At 56.9% G+C, this 16,382-nt stretch carries 15 protein-coding genes; 12 read left to right on the plus strand and 3 right to left on the minus strand.

The window, feature by feature from the left end; all coding sequences use genetic code 11:
- The first annotated feature begins 35 nt into the window (after positions 1-35).
- Positions 36-2,192, plus strand: coding sequence for a cation:dicarboxylate symporter family transporter (locus tag ACO6TI_RS28050; RefSeq protein WP_422383821.1), 2,157 nt, complete (start codon positions 36-38; stop codon positions 2,190-2,192).
- Between the two features lie 31 nt (positions 2,193-2,223).
- On the opposite strand, the gene clpS is transcribed toward ACO6TI_RS28050, so the two are convergent.
- Positions 2,224-2,520 carry an ATP-dependent Clp protease adapter ClpS gene (gene clpS, locus ACO6TI_RS28055; RefSeq protein ID WP_029061097.1) on the minus strand — a complete coding sequence of 99 codons (297 nt, stop codon included), beginning with the start codon at positions 2,518-2,520 and terminating at the stop codon, positions 2,224-2,226.
- Between the two features lie 415 nt (positions 2,521-2,935).
- On the opposite strand from clpS, the gene ACO6TI_RS28060 reads away from it, so the two are divergent.
- The 4 genes from ACO6TI_RS28060 (at position 2,936) to ACO6TI_RS28075 (ending at position 6,533) form a co-directional block, all read left to right on the plus strand.
- A complete protein-coding gene (locus ACO6TI_RS28060; RefSeq protein WP_082442889.1) occupies positions 2,936-3,496 on the plus strand; it encodes a chalcone isomerase family protein in 561 nt (186 codons plus the stop codon).
- The gene (locus ACO6TI_RS28065; protein ID WP_422383822.1) at positions 3,493-4,866 is read left to right on the plus strand and encodes an MFS transporter; all 1,374 of its coding nucleotides are present in this window, start codon (positions 3,493-3,495) and stop codon (positions 4,864-4,866) included. Before ACO6TI_RS28060 ends, ACO6TI_RS28065 begins: the two co-directional genes overlap by 4 nt.
- A gap of 87 nt (positions 4,867-4,953) precedes the next feature.
- Positions 4,954-5,289: a DUF6665 family protein gene (locus ACO6TI_RS28070; RefSeq protein WP_209004671.1), complete on the plus strand. Its 336-nt coding sequence runs from the start codon at positions 4,954-4,956 to the stop codon at positions 5,287-5,289.
- A 311-nt stretch (positions 5,290-5,600) separates the two neighbouring features.
- The gene (locus tag ACO6TI_RS28075; RefSeq protein ID WP_208992774.1) at positions 5,601-6,533 is read left to right on the plus strand and encodes a DUF1402 family protein; all 933 of its coding nucleotides are present in this window, start codon (positions 5,601-5,603) and stop codon (positions 6,531-6,533) included.
- A gap of 46 nt (positions 6,534-6,579) precedes the next feature.
- Here ACO6TI_RS28075 and ACO6TI_RS28080 read toward each other — a convergent pair whose 3' ends face one another.
- Positions 6,580-7,227, minus strand: a complete 648-nt coding sequence (locus ACO6TI_RS28080; protein WP_055118075.1) for an MBL fold metallo-hydrolase — start codon at positions 7,225-7,227, stop codon at positions 6,580-6,582.
- A gap of 194 nt (positions 7,228-7,421) precedes the next feature.
- Here ACO6TI_RS28080 and ACO6TI_RS28085 point away from each other — a divergent pair, with 194 nt between their 5' ends.
- The 7 genes from ACO6TI_RS28085 (at position 7,422) to ACO6TI_RS28115 (ending at position 13,118) form a co-directional block, all read left to right on the plus strand.
- Positions 7,422-8,519 (plus strand): DUF1176 domain-containing protein, encoded by a 1,098-nt coding sequence (locus ACO6TI_RS28085; RefSeq protein ID WP_055117772.1) that lies wholly within the window; start codon positions 7,422-7,424, stop codon positions 8,517-8,519.
- A gap of 214 nt (positions 8,520-8,733) precedes the next feature.
- The gene (locus ACO6TI_RS28090; RefSeq protein ID WP_321205732.1) at positions 8,734-9,663 is read left to right on the plus strand and encodes a cold-shock protein; all 930 of its coding nucleotides are present in this window, start codon (positions 8,734-8,736) and stop codon (positions 9,661-9,663) included.
- A gap of 147 nt (positions 9,664-9,810) precedes the next feature.
- The gene (locus ACO6TI_RS28095) at positions 9,811-10,320 is read left to right on the plus strand and encodes a GNAT family N-acetyltransferase (protein WP_422383823.1); all 510 of its coding nucleotides are present in this window, start codon (positions 9,811-9,813) and stop codon (positions 10,318-10,320) included.
- A 25-nt stretch (positions 10,321-10,345) separates the two neighbouring features.
- Complete coding sequence (locus ACO6TI_RS28100) at positions 10,346-11,194, plus strand: 23S rRNA (adenine(2030)-N(6))-methyltransferase RlmJ (protein WP_422383824.1); 849 nt, start codon at positions 10,346-10,348, stop codon at positions 11,192-11,194.
- A 97-nt stretch (positions 11,195-11,291) separates the two neighbouring features.
- The gene (locus ACO6TI_RS28105) at positions 11,292-11,738 is read left to right on the plus strand and encodes a hypothetical protein (RefSeq protein WP_208992760.1); all 447 of its coding nucleotides are present in this window, start codon (positions 11,292-11,294) and stop codon (positions 11,736-11,738) included.
- Complete coding sequence (locus ACO6TI_RS28110; RefSeq protein WP_235814785.1) at positions 11,698-12,405, plus strand: ribonuclease T2 family protein; 708 nt, start codon at positions 11,698-11,700, stop codon at positions 12,403-12,405. Before ACO6TI_RS28105 ends, ACO6TI_RS28110 begins: the two co-directional genes overlap by 41 nt.
- Before the next feature lie 65 nt (positions 12,406-12,470).
- Positions 12,471-13,118 (plus strand): glutathione S-transferase N-terminal domain-containing protein, encoded by a 648-nt coding sequence (locus ACO6TI_RS28115; protein WP_055117780.1) that lies wholly within the window; start codon positions 12,471-12,473, stop codon positions 13,116-13,118.
- Between the two features lie 69 nt (positions 13,119-13,187).
- On the opposite strand, the gene ACO6TI_RS28120 is transcribed toward ACO6TI_RS28115, so the two are convergent.
- Positions 13,188-16,376 carry an efflux RND transporter permease subunit gene (locus ACO6TI_RS28120; RefSeq protein ID WP_055117782.1) on the minus strand — a complete coding sequence of 1,063 codons (3,189 nt, stop codon included), beginning with the start codon at positions 16,374-16,376 and terminating at the stop codon, positions 13,188-13,190.
- Between the last annotated feature and the right edge of the window lie 6 nt (positions 16,377-16,382).

Below are 16,382 nucleotides of genomic sequence, written 5' to 3' on the forward strand. Positions count from 1 at the left end.
GGCCAGCGGCTACCCGAAGTTGAGGAGCGCTCTTTGTGAAAAGCAAACTGCTGCCCATCCTCGTCCTGGTCGGCGGCGCCATCGGGATCTTCGTCGGTTCCTTCAGTCCCGCGTTGACGCAGATTCTACAACCGTTCGGTGACGTTTACATCCGGTTGATGGAGGTGGTGGTACTTCCCTACCTCGTGTCTTCCCTTTTGCTTGGTCTCGGTCGCCTGTCGCCAAGCATCGCCCTCACCCTCTTCCGCAAGAGCTGGCCGGTCTACCTTCTGCTTTGGGGGGTGACATTCGCGTTTCTGATTGTCGCGGCCTCAACCGTTCCACTGGTCGGGACTGCAACAGTCGTCGACTTTTCCTCAAGCCTGCCAAATGACAGGGGATCAGCCACCTCCCTGGTCAAATTGCTGGTCCCGGACAATTTCTTCGAAGCTCTCAGCCAGAACTATATTCCATCCGTTGTGCTTATTGGCGTGATCTTCGGCATCGCTATCCAGCACAGCGTAAAGCCGACACCGCTGCTTGAAATTCTGACCATAGTCCGCAACGCCTGCATTCGCATCTGGGGCTGGATCGTTTATCTGGCACCGCTCGGCGTATGCGCGCTCTTTGCTGAATCCATCAATTCCGTCAGCCTGACGGGCTTCGCCGCCCTTTCAATCTATATCGCGGTCGTGATGCTGAGCTCCCTTGTGCTCGCACTCTGGGTTTTCCCGATGTTGCTGACTGTCTTCCTGCCACTCACCTACCGGGAAGTTATGTCAGGATTGCGGGAAGCTTTCATGGTGGCGGTCGTGACATCCCTCTCCGTTGCGGCGCTTCCCTTGATTCAAAAAGCCGCCCAGCAATATGCGGCCAAGTTGAGCAACGATAACGGCGAAGAAAAACAACAAAGGGAAATCATCGAAACATCCTTGTCTGTCAGTTATCCACTTGCCCAGATCGGCAATTTCTTCATCCTGGTGTTTCTGATTTATGCCGCGTTCTACTACTACCTGCCGATCGAAAGGCAGCAACTGCTGGAGCTGCCCTTCGTTACCCTGCTTTCGAGCATCGGTTCGCCAACGTCGTCAATCGGGGCCGTCACATTTATGGCCGACTGGCTTGGTCTTCCCTCCGGCACAACGAACCTCTATGTCGAGACCATGGCGATCACCCGATATGGTCAGGTAATCGCTTCGGTATCCGCCTTCGCGTTCGTGACAACGGCCATTACGTTCATTTTCTACGGCAAGGTGCGCTTTGATCCGAAGGCCCTGGTCCTGATGCTGAGCGTGTCCGCTGCTGCCTTTTCCGGAATCTGGGCGCTCGGAAGTCTTGGTGGCACCCACGTTCCGCTTCATTCGGAAATCAGTTACCGGGCAGCCAGCCTGCCGGACTATGTGCAGCAGTTAAGCAACGCCAATCTTTTGCCGACAAAAACAGAGCAGGCAGCAGACGCCGGTAATCAGGACCCGAAAGTCGGCACCGCGATCAATACGATCGACCGGATCGAAACAACAGGGGTCCTGAAGGTGGGTATCAACCCGAATGTGATGCCCTTTGCCTATGTGAATAATGACGGCCGGCTCGTCGGCTACGATGTCGAGATGATGTATCGCTTCTCACAAAGCATGAATGTCGATCTGGAATTTGTTCCTTACGGATGGCAAAGCCTCGCGGAAAGCCTCGAGCAGAAGAAGTTCGACATAGCCATAGGTGGTTTGTACATAACGGATGATCGGTTGAATTCACTGACAGTCAGTGCCCCTTACTTCGAAAGTCCACTTGCCCTGGTCGTGAAACGAAGCCGGGTCGAGGAGTTCAAGTCAAAGGCTGTCATTGCATCAAACCCCGACCTCACGATCGCGGTTTTTGATGACCCGGTGCTCATACCGCTTGCGAAGCGGAGTTTTCCATCCGCGAAACTCCGTGTCGTCGAGAACTACAGCAATCTTCAAGAGCTGAAGGGGGTCGACGCCGCTCTCTGGACGCGGGAACAGGCTCGGGCCCTGGCCATATCATTGGAAGGTTACTCCGCAGTTGTGCCGGAGGATACGGCAAGCCGCTTCCTGTTCGCTTATCTGATGCCACCTGCTTCACCGGGGTTGGCAGCCTACTTCAACTACTGGATGGACCTGTCCCGAAAAGCCGGTGTTCTGAAGGACATGGACAGCAGATGGATAAGCCCGGTCGACACCGAGATTTCGAATTAGGATACGGACCCGTCCGGCAGCTTTCGGGTTTTCACTCCGGTTCCACGGTGAATTGCAGCGGATAACCCATTTGGCTCGCGGCATCAATTGCGCGCGTTGCTTTCGTTTCTGCAACGTCCTTGGGATAGACTGAGACGACACAGACCCCCTTCTGATGCGCCGTCAGCATGACGACTTCCGCCTGTGCCATGTCCAGCCTGAATTCCGCCTTCAGGATCAGGACGACAAATTCGCGCGGCGTGTAATCGTCGTTTACCAGAATGACCTTGTAGAGTTTCGGCTTCTGGACTTTCGTCTTCTGTTTCAGCTTCAGATCGGTTTCACTCATGGCACTTGTCCGGACTCTATCCCCGGAACCCTGTTCCGGGACATCATGAATGGCGTCAGGTTTTGAATGCGCACTCGGCAGGGACTGAGCATTCAAAATCTGACCTGGCGACTGGTACCGGGTCCGTTCGAGATCCTTTACCGATATCGCGGAAGTTTCGCCGGACCAATTCCGGTGTATCTAGAACTTTTCAGGCGATTGGATAGCTTGGCGCAGCCCTCCGGGACGCCGGTTTATCTATTCCCAGTATAATGCATCGAATTTTCAAAGGAAACATGACTGTCGTGCAATTGCGAGAATTGCAAGCCTGAAGCGTTACTCGGCCAGTTTGAGGTCCTTAAAGCGATCCGGCACGACTTGCCCTGCGTAAGAGCTGGTGTGGTCAATATCAAACTCATCCGAAGGGGTGTCGACGATGTCGCGTAATTCGATGCAAGCCATGAACTGGTCGATATTTGCTTTTTTGTGCCTGTTCTTGTCCGCAACAATTCTCACTCCGACGCAGGCTGCAGCGGATCTCGGTTCCGCCGCGCGTTCCGTCCCCTCCGCCGAACTGGTCGGCAAGGGCCGCATGACCTATCTCGGTTTCAAGGTGTTCGACGCCGAACTCTATGCTCCGAACGGCGTCTACAGTGCCACAAGTCCTTTCGCTCTCAAATTGACCTATTTGCGAAACTTCACGGGTCAGGACATTGCCGAAAGTTCGGTGAAGGAAATCAGGCGTCAGGGCGGTGCCTCGGCAGGTCAGCTCGCATCCTGGGAAAAACAGATGCTTGCCATCTTCCCGAATGTTTCCCCCGGTCAATCAATCACCGGGGTTAGAACGGCAAAGGGAAGTACAGCCTTCTTCCTCGACGGACGCAAGATCGGCACGATCAGCGATGCAGCCTTTACAAGGAAATTCTTCTCGATCTGGTTGGGCAACAAGACGCGGAACCCGGGCCTGCGCACCAGACTGGTCGGATCCGGTTCGTGAACCGCCGCGGGCAGGAAACGACAGCAATATCAGACAGTTCATACCGGCAACCGGAATTGCGTGACGGTGAAGAAGAAGGACCTCACGCGATCCCGGTTGACCGGCACATCGGAAGCTCAAGTCTCGCCCGCTACGGTGCCATGGCGTTTCCCCTGGCGTTCGTCGGATTGCCCATCTACCTGCATGCTCCCGATTTTTATGCCGTGTCGTTGCAGCTTCCCCTGGCGACACTCGGTTCGGTTCTTCTTGCTCTCCGGCTTGTCGACGCCGTTCAGGATCCGTTTATCGGCAGCCTGAGCGACAGGTTCCATACGTTTCGCTCTGCAATTCTGGCATTCGGCACGGTCCTGCTCGGCGCCGGGTTCTGGATGCTTTTTCATCCAGTCGCATCGGCTCCTGTGCTCTGGTTCGCAATTTCTGTATTGATTTGCACCACCGGTTTTTCTGTCGTTTCCATCAACTTTCAGGCTCTGGGCGGTCTTTGGCGAACAACATCCGGCCAACGCACGAGGATCACCGCCAGTCGCGAAGCGATAGGTCTGATCGGACTTCTTTTTGCCGCCGTAACCCCGCCGGTGCTCATGCAGGTTGTCGGCGCCGCCGAGGCATTTCACTGGCTGTCGCTGGTCTATCTACCTCTGCTTTGCGGAACGCTCTGGCTACTTGTGCGATGGATGCAAAATGCTCCTCTTGATGTTCCTGCAAATCAGGGTCAGCGGGAAAGCTGGCTGCCACTTCTGAAAAACAGATGGCGGGCACTGTTCTTCGGGCTTGTCTTCCTTAACACTTTTGCAAGCGCGGTTCCCGCCGTGCTCGTTCTCTTTTTCATTCGGGACCGCCTTGATGCCGAGGCCTATACCGGTCTCTTTTTGCTGATCTATTTTCTTGCCGGTGCGCTGTCGATGCCGCTCTGGACAACCGCGGCGCGAAAATTCGGGAAACTGCGTGCCTGGCAATTCTCGCTCGCGGCAGCGATTTTCACTTTCTGCTGGGCAGCCTTGCTTCAGGAGGGAGATCTGGTCGCATATGGCGTGGTCTGCGCATTTTCAGGTCTCGCTCTTGGCGCGGATCTCGCCCTGCCTCCGGCGCTGCTTGCAGACCATATCGAAGCTGATGGACGGCAACAGGAAGCTTCCAAACTGTTTTCGGTCATGGCCTTTCAGTCCAAGGCTGCGCTTGCTGTCGCAACCGGACTCGCGCTGCCCTTGCTCGGTCTGTCCGGCTACCATCCGAATGTCGACATGACACCGCAATTGAATTTCATGTTAAGCGTCACCTATGCGGGCCTCCCCTGTATTTTCAAGCTTGCCGCCCTGGGAGGCCTGGTTATTTTTGAGAAAGATCTCGAAATTGGAAAATTGACCTCCTGAATGTTGATTGTTCGACATCTTTCAAACAAACATCAGGATATTGAACCTGTTTTTCGGCCGAAGAAGATGACAGTCAGACACCCTCAATTGACGAAGCCCGCTGACAAGGACCCGCTCGCAGCAGCGCTTGAACAGGAAATCTTCAATGAAAAAGCGTCAACACTGTCCCGCCTGATCAAGAAACTGGAAAAGGCTCTCGAACTATTGAATGAACTGGAGAATGACCCGCAAGCAACGGACCAGGTCCGGCTCGACCGGCTGGCGGAAGCAGGAGAAGCGCTCTGGAACGTAACCATCCAGCGCGAGCTATGCGGTCTCCGCCATCACCGTGAATTTAACGATCACCTCCGTGTTCCCCGCGCCGTACGCCTGAATATGGGACCGGCGATCAGCATGAAATACCGTTTCAAATCGCGATCTTGACGCCGGTCACATCAGGAAAAGGATGATTGTGACCGCGATCACTTCCTTGTTGATGGGAATGCCGTAGCGAAAGGTTGCAGTTGCATCTTTGACACAGCGATGCTTTTTACGGGGGGTTATAGAAATATGTGTTATTTACTGTCGCGCTCAGTGAACTATGTAACTCTGCTTGGATTGACAGGTTTGAAGGCCGGTGCCGTGCACCGGGTAAATAATATAGCGCCGAGCGCAGAACGATCATGATGTGCAGGAAGACTGGCCCCTTGAGTTTTTTTCCAAGACTGATCACGGTTTGCATGGCGTTGGGAATTATGTTTTCCCCGGAGCTCCCGATCCTAAGCGTTACAAAGCACGCTCACGCGCAATCCGTCCGCGTTGTTCCCGAAGGCAATCGTTTCAGGAACCAGCCGAAGATTCCCTATGCTTCCGCACGGCGCACGTCGTCCAACAAATCCAGCTATGACGCCAAGTTCAACAAGGTCCTTGCAGTTCTGAAGCGCGACCGGCGCCTGATGTCGTCCATCAAGAGGGTGGCTCGCAGATACGGCATCGATCCGATCCATATCATCGGCGCTATCGTGGGAGAACACACGTACAATTACGACACACTGGACAGTGCCCAGTCGTATTACGTGAAAGCACTGGCATATGCCGGCATCAATTTCGATTTCGAGCTCAACGGGGAACACGTCGATACATTCGTGCAACGTCCGCAGTTCGACCGATGCCGCAAGGAGCACATCCAAAAAAGCAGCGACCGCCGCTGGTCCTGCTACGAAAACGTCTGGAGCAGCAAATTTCGGGGAAGACGCGTTGACGGTGTCCGCTACCCAAAAAAGAACTTCAACGAAGCCTTTTTCCAACCGCTTTATGCCGGACAGAGCTTCGGACTGGGACAACTCAGCCCGCTCACCGTCCTGAAAATGACGGATCGTGTTTCGCGCCAGAGCAATTTCCGCAAACTGAAGGCGTCGAATTCGGACGCGGTCTACAAGGCGACGATGGATCCGAACATTTCGCTTCACTACATGGCCGCGATCATTCAGGATTCTATCGCGGCCTACAAATCGGTAGGCAAGGTGGACATTTCCAAGAATCCGGGGGTAACCGCAACCCTTTACAATCTTGGTGATCCCTGGAGCCGCGCAGCCAAGTTTCGCCGAACCGGTCGATCCTGGCCGCGCGAAAACTACTACGGGTGGCTCGTGAACGACCGCATCGATGAACTGCGCACACTGCTTTGACTCCAGGCAAGGCAACCGCGGCTCGCCGGGAATTCATCAGCGATCTTCAAGTCAGAAACGGGTTTGTCTCGCGTTCTTGACCGATCGTGGACGCCTGGCCGTGGCCGGGAATGAAGGAAACATCGTCTCCCAGCGGCAGCATTTTCTCCTGGATCGACCGGATCAGCGTGTCATGATCACCACCGGGTAGATCCGTCCGCCCGATCGAGCCGGCAAACAGCACATCACCCGAAATCGCAAAGCGCAATTCTTCGTCGAAAAAAACCAGATGACCGGGTGAATGCCCCGGGCAATGCAGCACATCGAACGATCTGCCGGCAATTTCGACTTTGTCACCCTCGACCATCCAGCGGTCGGGCGTTACCGGCTTTACGTCGGAAACGTCGAACTGGACGGCCTGATCGGCAACACGGTCGATAAGCGGTTTGTCCGCCTCGTGGGGACCTTCTACCGGTACACCAAGCGCCGCGGCCAGGTCAGCCGCACCGCCGACATGATCAATGTGGCCATGCGTAAGCACGATATTCTCTACATTGACGTCGTGTTTGCCGATCGCCTCTTGTATGCGCGCAACATCACCGCCCGGGTCGATCACGGTTCCGCGCATGGATTGCGGATCCCAGATGAGCGAACAGTTCTGCTGAAATTGAGTAACCGGAATGACCATCACCTGGATCGGTGGCGTGTCTTCCATGTCTGAATTCGTCGTTTCCTGCGGCACACGCGCCTCCCTCTGCAACAACCTTGCTCAACACAGCAACAAATGCGGGACAAAGCAAGTCGGTGTCGTGTTTCTGTATCATAGCGGCTTCACCTTGCCGCGCGCATTTCGTACAAGATGTATAAGCCCATGAGAAAACGGCAATCAAAATCGGGTAACCGGACATAATGACGCTAAGACTGCTGACTTTCCTGATCACTGCCGCGACCGCGTTGATGACCGCGACCGGAAGCACGGCGCAACCGGGACGGGTTGCGCCGAGTTTTGAGGGATGGACGGTCGACTGCGGAAATACGGGGGCATGCTTTGCATCGTCATTCACCCGAAGCCAATCGGTCTGGGTGGATCTGCGTATCGTCCGGGACTGGCAGGCGGAAGCCCAGCCGCTGATCCGCCTGACAACGAACACCGAACTGCCTCAGGAAGGAACGCTCCGCTTTGATGTGGACGGAGCCGCGATTGAAGAATTGCCGATCGAGCAACTGCGCGAGATGCAATCTGCCATTACCCCGCCTGCCGGCTTCCGCCCGCTTGGCGGTGAAGGCTTCTGGTATCCCGCGGGCCCCGCCTCCGTTACGCTTCTGGAAGCGATGCAAAAGGGCAAGATCCTTACGATTCACCTGGCTGCAGGCGACGGCACGGATCCGACGTCCGTGCCTGTTCCGCTACAGGGTCTCAAGGCAAGCCTGCTCTGGCTCGACAACCGGCAGGACCGAACCGGAACACTTGCCGCGATAGTCGCGCCCGGCACGGACCCTGCCAAAGATGCTCCTCATGCACTTCCGATCCTGAGCGCGGACCAGCTTCCTCCTGAAGTCGCCGCCATCTGGTCGGCAAACCGTCTTTGCTCGGCGATCGATCCGACAATATTTGCAAGCCTGAATGCCGTTCGTGTCCCGCTCGCCGAGAACGCATCGCTTTACATCGTCCCCTGCGGCGCACCCACGCCCTACAACAGCCCCTACGTAGCCATTCTTTCCGGCAAGGATGGAGCAGCCCGTCAGATCCATGTCTCAAGGATGTCCGACAAGGGTCCGATCGCGTCCGATCTGATCTATAACGCAAGATGGATTCCGGCCGACCAGCAACTTGTAAGCTACTTCAAGGGATCCGGCGTCGGCGAGTGCGGTCTCTGGAACCGCTGGGTCTGGAACGGTACGGGTCTTGTTCTGTTGGAGGAAGCCACACGAAAAACCTGTGATGGCACGGAGCCGGACTTGTCCAATTGGTCAAGTACTTGGCCTTTAAAAAACAAGCCCGAATAAAGCTTCCGCCAAGGAATTTCTTGCGATTTCATGCCTCTCGCCCTTATGATGGAGCCGCAGCGGCTGGTGAGGGATGCGGCAAGAATGCTTCAGCCTGACCCCAGAATGTTGATCGGGCGCACTGAGTGCGCCTGCCTGAGGTGACTCGACTGTGAAGGCGGGTGAGATTGGCTGATTTGTGCCGGAGGGGCACAGTAATTAAGGTGATTCTGTAATGCACGATGGCGATTCGGACCGGCGGTCGCGTGGTCGGCGCGGCGGCAAGCGCGAGTTTGGCGGTCCGCAAGACTTCGGCAGTGATTTTGGCGGAAGCGACTTCGGTGGGGGCCGGGATGGTGGCTACCGGGGCGGACGCGACAATGATTTTGGTGGCGGCTACGGCCGCGACAACAGAGACAGTGGATACGGCGGCGGCCGTGACGGCGGCTACGGCGGCGGTGGTGGACGCGAAGGCGGTTACGGCGGCGGTGGTGGACGCGAAGGCGGCTACGGCGGCGGCGGTGGACGCGAAGGCGGCTACGGCGGCGGTGGTGGACGCGAAGGCGGTTACGGCGGCGGCGGTGGGCGCGAAGGCGGCTATGGCGGCGGCGGTGGACGCGAAGGCGGTTACGGCGGCGGTGGCGGTGGACGCGAAGGCGGCGGCTACGGCGGTGGTGGACGCGGTGGATACGGCAACCGAGAAGGCGGCGGCTATGGCGGCGGTGGCGGTCGTGGTGGATATGGCGGCGGTCGGGACGGTGGCTACGGCGGCGGTGGCGGCGCTGGCCGCGGAGCCTACGGCAACCGTGAAGGCGGCGAAGGCGACGGTTTCCGGCAAGGCCGTCCTCCTCGCAGAGATGGACCGCCTGTAGAGCGCGGTCCGCGCCAGAGCGGAACTGTGAAGTTCTTCAAAACCGACAAGGGTTTCGGATTTATCACGCCGGATGAAGGCGACGCAGACGTGTTCGTACACATTTCGGCTGTCGAACGCTCCGGCCTCACGACACTCGATAGCGGCCAGCGCATTTCCTTCGAGACTGAACCGGATCGCCGGGGCAAGGGCCCAAAGGCCGTGAACCTGCAGGTCGTCGAGGAAGGTAGCGAAGCTGCACCCGAGGAAAGTGTCGAAGCAGCGCCTGAGCAAGACGCACCCGAACAGGAATAAGTGGGTCTTTGCCTTTTGACGGCACTGACCGGGACATTGGGCGCAGCTTGTCTGCGCCCTTTCTTTTTCAAGTGACACGAACCGTACCTTTTCATGGGCGCTTGCTCCACCTATAAGGCGGGTCCGCTCAAGTTCAGGTACCATTTGATGTCCGCTACAAAGTCACCCGCAAAAATCCGCCCGTACGAACCGGGTGACCTGAGCACCTTGTTGCTGATGAACAACACCGCTGTACCTGCAGTAAACGAATTAACGGCGGAAGAATTGCTCGATCTTGTCAATCAGGCGCTTGTTTGCCTGGTCGCCGAAGTGGACGAGGCACCGGCCGGACTGCTTCTGTGCATCGCGGACGGCAAGGGATATGAAAGCCCCAACTATCTCTGGCTCTGCGAACGTCTGACAAGCTTTGCCTACACGGATCGTATCGTGGTTGACGAACACCAGCGCGGCTTGAACATTGGTGATCGTCTATACGCGGCTCTCTTCAAACTCCTTGCCGGATCAGGACGCTCCTTTGTATGCGAAGTCAACGAACGCCCTCCCAATCCGGGGTCGCTGCGTTTTCACAAGAACCTGGGCTTTGAAGAAATCGGCAGGGCCAACAATGGTGACAAGTCTGTCGTCTACCTGAAACGCGCGCCCGAACCTGCACCCTGATCCAGCCCGGCATAGGGAATACCAGATGAATTATCGGCATGCCTATCACGCAGGAAACATCGGTGATGTGCTGAAGCACACCGTACTTGCACGTCTGATCGTCTATTTTCAACGCAAGGACAAGGCATTCCGGATCCTCGATACGCATGCCGGAATTGGCCGATACGACCTCACGTCAGAAGAAACCCGCAAAACGGGAGAATGGCAGCAAGGGATCGGCAAAATCCTGAACGCGGATATTCCCCTCCAGGTCGCCGAACTGCTATCTCCCTGGCTGGACGTCGTTCGCAGCCTCAACCCGGACGGGAACCTTCGGACCTATCCGGGTTCACCTGACCTTTCCCGTCATCTCATGCGCACGAACGACAGGCTGACACTGACGGAGCTGCATCCGCAGGATTTTGAAATCCTTTCAGGTCTGTTTTCCGCAGATTTTCAGGTCAAGACCATTCACCTTGACGGCTGGCTGGCGATGGGCAGTTTTCTACCGCCGAAGGAAAAGCGCGGTTTCGTGTTCATCGACCCGGCATATGAAGTCACCGACGAATTCGACCGGATGACAGGCGCTGTTTTGAAAGCGTGGAAAAAATGGACGACCGGCACATACGCTCTCTGGTATCCCCTGAAAGACGCCAGAGCGATCCGACGCATGCACGAGGCGTTTGGTGACGCGGAAATGCGTGATGTCCTGTCCCTTGAACTGAGCGTCGGCAAAAGCGGACCGGACACGAGAATGCTGGGTTCCGGAATGACACTCATCAATCCGCCCTTCACGCTCGCAGATGAAATGAGTCGGATCCTGCCCTGGTATTGCGACATATTGCGGCAAGGACCGGGAACAGGGTGGGACATCACGCAACTGATTGGCGAATAACTCTCGTTCAAGGTCGTTTTTGCCGGATCTGGTTCTTGACCTTCCGGCTCCACTCCCCCATCGTCTGTCGCAAAGATTGCCTTTCGGAGATTTTGCCGTGCATTTCGCCCGTTTCGCCCTTCTGATTTTGTCCGCACTCGCTGTCTGCACAGCTTTTGTGGTGCCGTCTGTTGCAGATGAGAATCGCGCCTACTGGTCACTAAGTGGCAAAAAGCGATTGCCTGACTGCACGGCTTCCTCGGTCCAGAGCGCCGTCGCGGGCTCTGTCGCCAGAGCGAAAAAAGACTACTACGGTGGCAGGACGATACTCGGTATCAATGAAATTCGGGAAGTCGCCTATCACGTCAATGGTGTCAGTCCGCTCGCCAGGCGCTATTGCACCGGTGAAGCCAGCTTGTCTGATGGTTCACTGCAGCACTTGCACTACCTGATTGAAGAAAACGCCGGCTTCGTCGGCGTGAGCTGGAATGTCGAGACATGCCTTGCACCGCTCGACAAATGGCATGTCTACGGCGCACATTGCAGTACGGCCCGGCCGCATTGAAGCTTCCGGAGAGATGACGTCTTCAGGCTGCATAAGGTTGATTTCGGCATTTCTCCTGACGATGCTGCTGCCACTTCCCGCCTCGGCGGATCAGCCCGGTGAATTCGATTTCTATGTGTTGTCGTTGTCCTGGTCGCCGACCTATTGCAGACAGGAAGGCGATGACGCGAACCCCTACCAATGTGATGCGCGCAATCCGTTCCGCTTTGTGGTGCATGGACTTTGGCCGCAGTATGAGCGCGGATATCCGCATTCCTGCGCGGGGCCGAAACGGATCGACAAAAGTATCGCCGTCACAATGGAAGACATCATGCCCAGCCACGGGCTCGTGTTCCACCAGTGGCGCAAACATGGCACCTGTTCAGGTCTGACACCTGACGAGTATTTCGATCTGACCCGGCAAGCATATGAAAAAGTGGCTATCCCCGGGGCCTTTTCCAGGCTGGACAAACGTGGCAAGGCCTCGCCGGAAACGGTCGAAAAAGCCTTTCGACTGGCAAATCCCGGCTTGCGAAACAATGCGATGGCCGTCACCTGTTCCAAAGGTGAACTGGACGAGATACGTATCTGCCTAACCAAGGATCTCGAATTCCGGTCTTGTGCGGGTGTTGACCGGTCCGGCTGTCGCGCAAAAAGCCTCTCCGTACCGCCGCCTCTGAGCCGTTGATCAAAGCGGACTGCCACGCGCAAAGATCCCTCAACCCTGTTCAGGCATCAGAAGGATACATAACAATGAAACTTCGCTCGTCGCCACCCTCCCCTTTTGGCCGCAAGGTAAAACTCGCCATGGCGATGCTGGGCCTCAAGGACAGGATCGAAATCGTAGAGGCCAATACAGCTGATCCTGCAGACAGTCTGAGGGGGCAAAATCCGCTCGGTAAAATCCCGGCGCTTGTCCTTGAAAATGGTGACGTGCTTTATGACAGCGCCGTCATTCTCGAATATCTCGATTTCCTGGCGGGTGGCAACAAGCTCTTTCCTGCCGGCGAGGCGCGATTTGCAGTTCTCCGGGACCAGGCCCTGGCTGACGGCATCATGGATGCCGCCCTGCTGCGCGTTTATGAAAAGCGCTTCAAGCAACCGGGATTTCGGGATCCCGCCTGGGACGCCTACCAGAGCGAAAAGGTCGTGCGCGGTCTCGCTTATTTCGAACAGAACACCCCGCCAGAGCCTGCTTCGGCGAAAGACGTGGATGCCGCCGGTCTGACGCTTGCCTGCGCACTCGGTTATCTGGATTTGCGCTTTGGTGACGGTTGGCGCCGGGATCATCCCGGGCTTGTCAGGTGGCTGGCTGCTTTCGAAGTCGCGGTGCCGGCCTACGCAGATACAAGACAACCGGCAGCACTGCTTCCCGACGATGCTGCAGTTGAACTTAAATAAGACGTGCAAAATGCGGCGGCATGTCGGTACGACGGTCGCTGCCCGTTGCCTGTCCTTTCACTCAGGGACCTATGAAGTCTTGGCCGGGCCACCCGGCAGCGCACGGCGTCCTTTCGCCTTCAGCAGACGGCGTCCGCTCGAAACCGACTGGCCGAAGTCTCTTTGCAACGCAAGCAGCGCTGGCACCAGCAGGATCACCAGGAACAAGCCGACACCCAGTCCATAGGACAGGGTGATCACCGTCGGCTTCAGGAACTGGGCCTGACGGCTGGTCTCAAACAACAGCGGCGCCAGACCGAATACCGTCGTTGCCGTCGTCAGAACAACCGCCCGCAGACGGTCGCAGACCCCATTTACCAATGCCTGCCGGAACGAGTGATTTCTGGCATATTCATCAATGGTCGTGACCAGAACGATGCTGTCGTTGATGATGATACCGGACATGCCGATAAAGCCGACGACCGAGAACATCGACAGCGGAACACCATGAATATAGTGCCCCCACAGCATTCCGATGGACCCGAAAGGGATGATGACCATGATCATCAATGGACGCGTCCAGGATTCAAAAATCCAGCATAGCGTCAGATAGATGCCGGCGAGGCAGAGTGCGAAGCCGATCATTGCGTCGGAGAGGAAGGATTTTTCCTGTTCCGCCAGACCGCTCATCTCGCTCTCAACATCAAATTCGGCAGCCAACTGAGGAAGCAGTTCATTTTCCAGGAGACTTGTTACCCGGGACGCCGCTTCCGGATCATCTTCCGACACATCTCCGCTTACGGACAGCGTGCGCAATCCGTCGCTGCGCCTGACGGAAGCAAAGCCGTAACTGCTGTCGACCTGAACGATTTCGCTCAGCGACACGTGGGTACCGGCATCTGTCCGGATGCGGGTCGTATACAGGAATGAGGCGTCCGTTTCCTCGTCCGGCATCAGGACCTTCACCTTGGCCGTTCGGCGGCCAACCGGGAATTCAGCAACCTCAATGCCTTCCAGACGGTTGCGAAGGATGCGGGCAACATCGTCTGTCGTGAATCCGAGCGCTTCGCCTTTCGGCGTCAACGTCAGGCTTAGTTCCGGTTTGTCGTAGGCAAGCGTGTCTTCAAGCGCACTTACGCCATCAAGCGGAGCAAGCGCCTGCTTCAGGCTTTCAGCAGCGGTCTTGAGGTTTTCCGTCGAGGTTCCATAGAGCCGGACATCAATGGCATCTCCACCCGGCCCGGATCGCTCACCGCGCAGGGCCAGTGTTTCCAGAAGCGGCGGCCGGTTGATCTCCTTTCGCCAATCGCCAATGAACTGAAATGCCGAGTACGGCCTGAGATCAGGATCGATCAATTCGATGGAAATACCGCCGAGTTGATCGACATCCTTGCTGTCCGCCCCTCTCAATCCGCGTCCGGCGGTTCCTCCAACTGTCGACAGGGCGAACAGGACGGCTTCTTCCCCATACTCCTCGCTGTAACGCGTATTGACGACGTCCAGCGCCCGCTCGAGCTCAGCGATCATGTCTTTCGTGTCGTCCCGCTCGGCGCCGGGCATCATCGCGATGCTGGCGGAAACGACCGAGCGTTCGGGGGCGTTGAAGAACCGCCAGCGCACGCTGCCGTCCATGAAGAGGGTCAGCGAAAGCAGAAGGATCATGACACTGAAACCGAGAACCGGATACCTGACCGTGATGATCCAGTTGATGAACCGGCGGAACAGGTGCTCGCGGAACCAGACGAAGCCACGATTGAAAACCCGGTTTGGCAGGTCGTACCAGCGCTGTTTCTTGCTGGCTGACAAGGCGTGGTTCATGTGTGCCGGCAGGATCAGGAAACATTCCACAAGGCTCGCAATCAGAACAACGGCAACGGTGAAGGGTATGTCCGCGATGAGGGTTCCGAAACGTCCGCCGATGGCGATCAGGCCGATAAAGGCAATCAGGGTCGTGATCGAGGCGCTGAAAACGGGTGCCGTCATGCGGCGTGCGGCAAGACTGGCGGCTTCTGCCGGAGGATATCCGCGGCGATGGAGCGAATCCGCGTGTTCGCCGACCACAATCGCATCGTCGACCACAATGCCGAGGCAGATGATGAGCGCAAAGACAGACACCATGTTGAGGGTCAATCCGAAGGCATACATCAGGCCGATCGTCGCCATCATGGCCACCGGAATACCGGCGGCAACCCAGAACGCGGTGCGCGCAGACAGGAACAGGAACAGGAATGCCAGAACGAGACTCAGGCCGAACAGGCCGTTCTCGATCAATATGTTCATCCTGTCGATGATGTTCTGGGACCGTGTTCGCGTCAGCTGAACGACAACGCCCTCAGGCAATGTCTCCTGAAAAGAAGCGGTGATCCTTTCAACGTCCCGCTGGATCGAGATGGTGTCGCCCTGCGCACTGCGGTCCACCCTCAAAACGACGGCAGGCACGCCCTTGTGGTAGTAGGCTCTGCCGCTCTCCACACCTTCCGTAACAATGTCAGCGACGGTGCGCAGTTGAAGTTTCTCACCCTGACTGGGCGCTTTCAGAACAATTTCGCCAAGTTCCTGTTCAGACCTGCGCGTCTGCCCGGTCCTAAGACGGGCACCGCTGCCGCTGACATCACCGGCCGGCGTCGTCTCCATTTCCGCCGAAACGACATCCGCAATTTCGCGAAGTGACAGATCATGTCGCACCAGCATGCTTTCGCCGACATTGATCCGGATGATCGGATTCGCAAGTCCCTGAATCGAGACCCGGGTTACACCACCGCGAAACAGCACTGTCTGGAGATCTTCGGCAAACCGGGCCAACTGGTCGATATCGACCGGACCATAGATGACGACATCGGTGACACGATCACGGTACACGCCACGGCTGACGACCGGTTCCTCAATTCCATCCGGAAGGCTCGAGCGAGCCTGATCAACAGCAGCCTTCACCTCGTCAGTCGCCTGACCCATGTCCCAGCCGTCTTCAAATTCCAGATTTATGGAAGCTCTGCCTTCGCGCGAGACGGACGTCGCTTCGTCAACACCATTGATTGCCAGCAACTGCGGGCCGAGAATCTCGACAACTGAGCGATCGAGATCATCGGGCCCGGCCCCCGGCCAGGAGACATCTACATCGACTTCCTCGCGGACAAAATCAGGAAAAAATTGCGTTCTGATCTGTGTGCCTGCGGCAAGTCCTGCAATCAGCATCAGTGCCAGAAGCAGGTTCGCCGCCGTACGGTGACGCACCATGTAGTCCAGGAAAGACGCAAATCGCGGTCCGCCGGGAGAACGCATTCATTC

The sequence above is a fragment of the Roseibium album genome (assembly GCF_965233825.1).
Taxonomy (GTDB): domain Bacteria; phylum Pseudomonadota; class Alphaproteobacteria; order Rhizobiales; family Stappiaceae; genus Roseibium; species Roseibium album.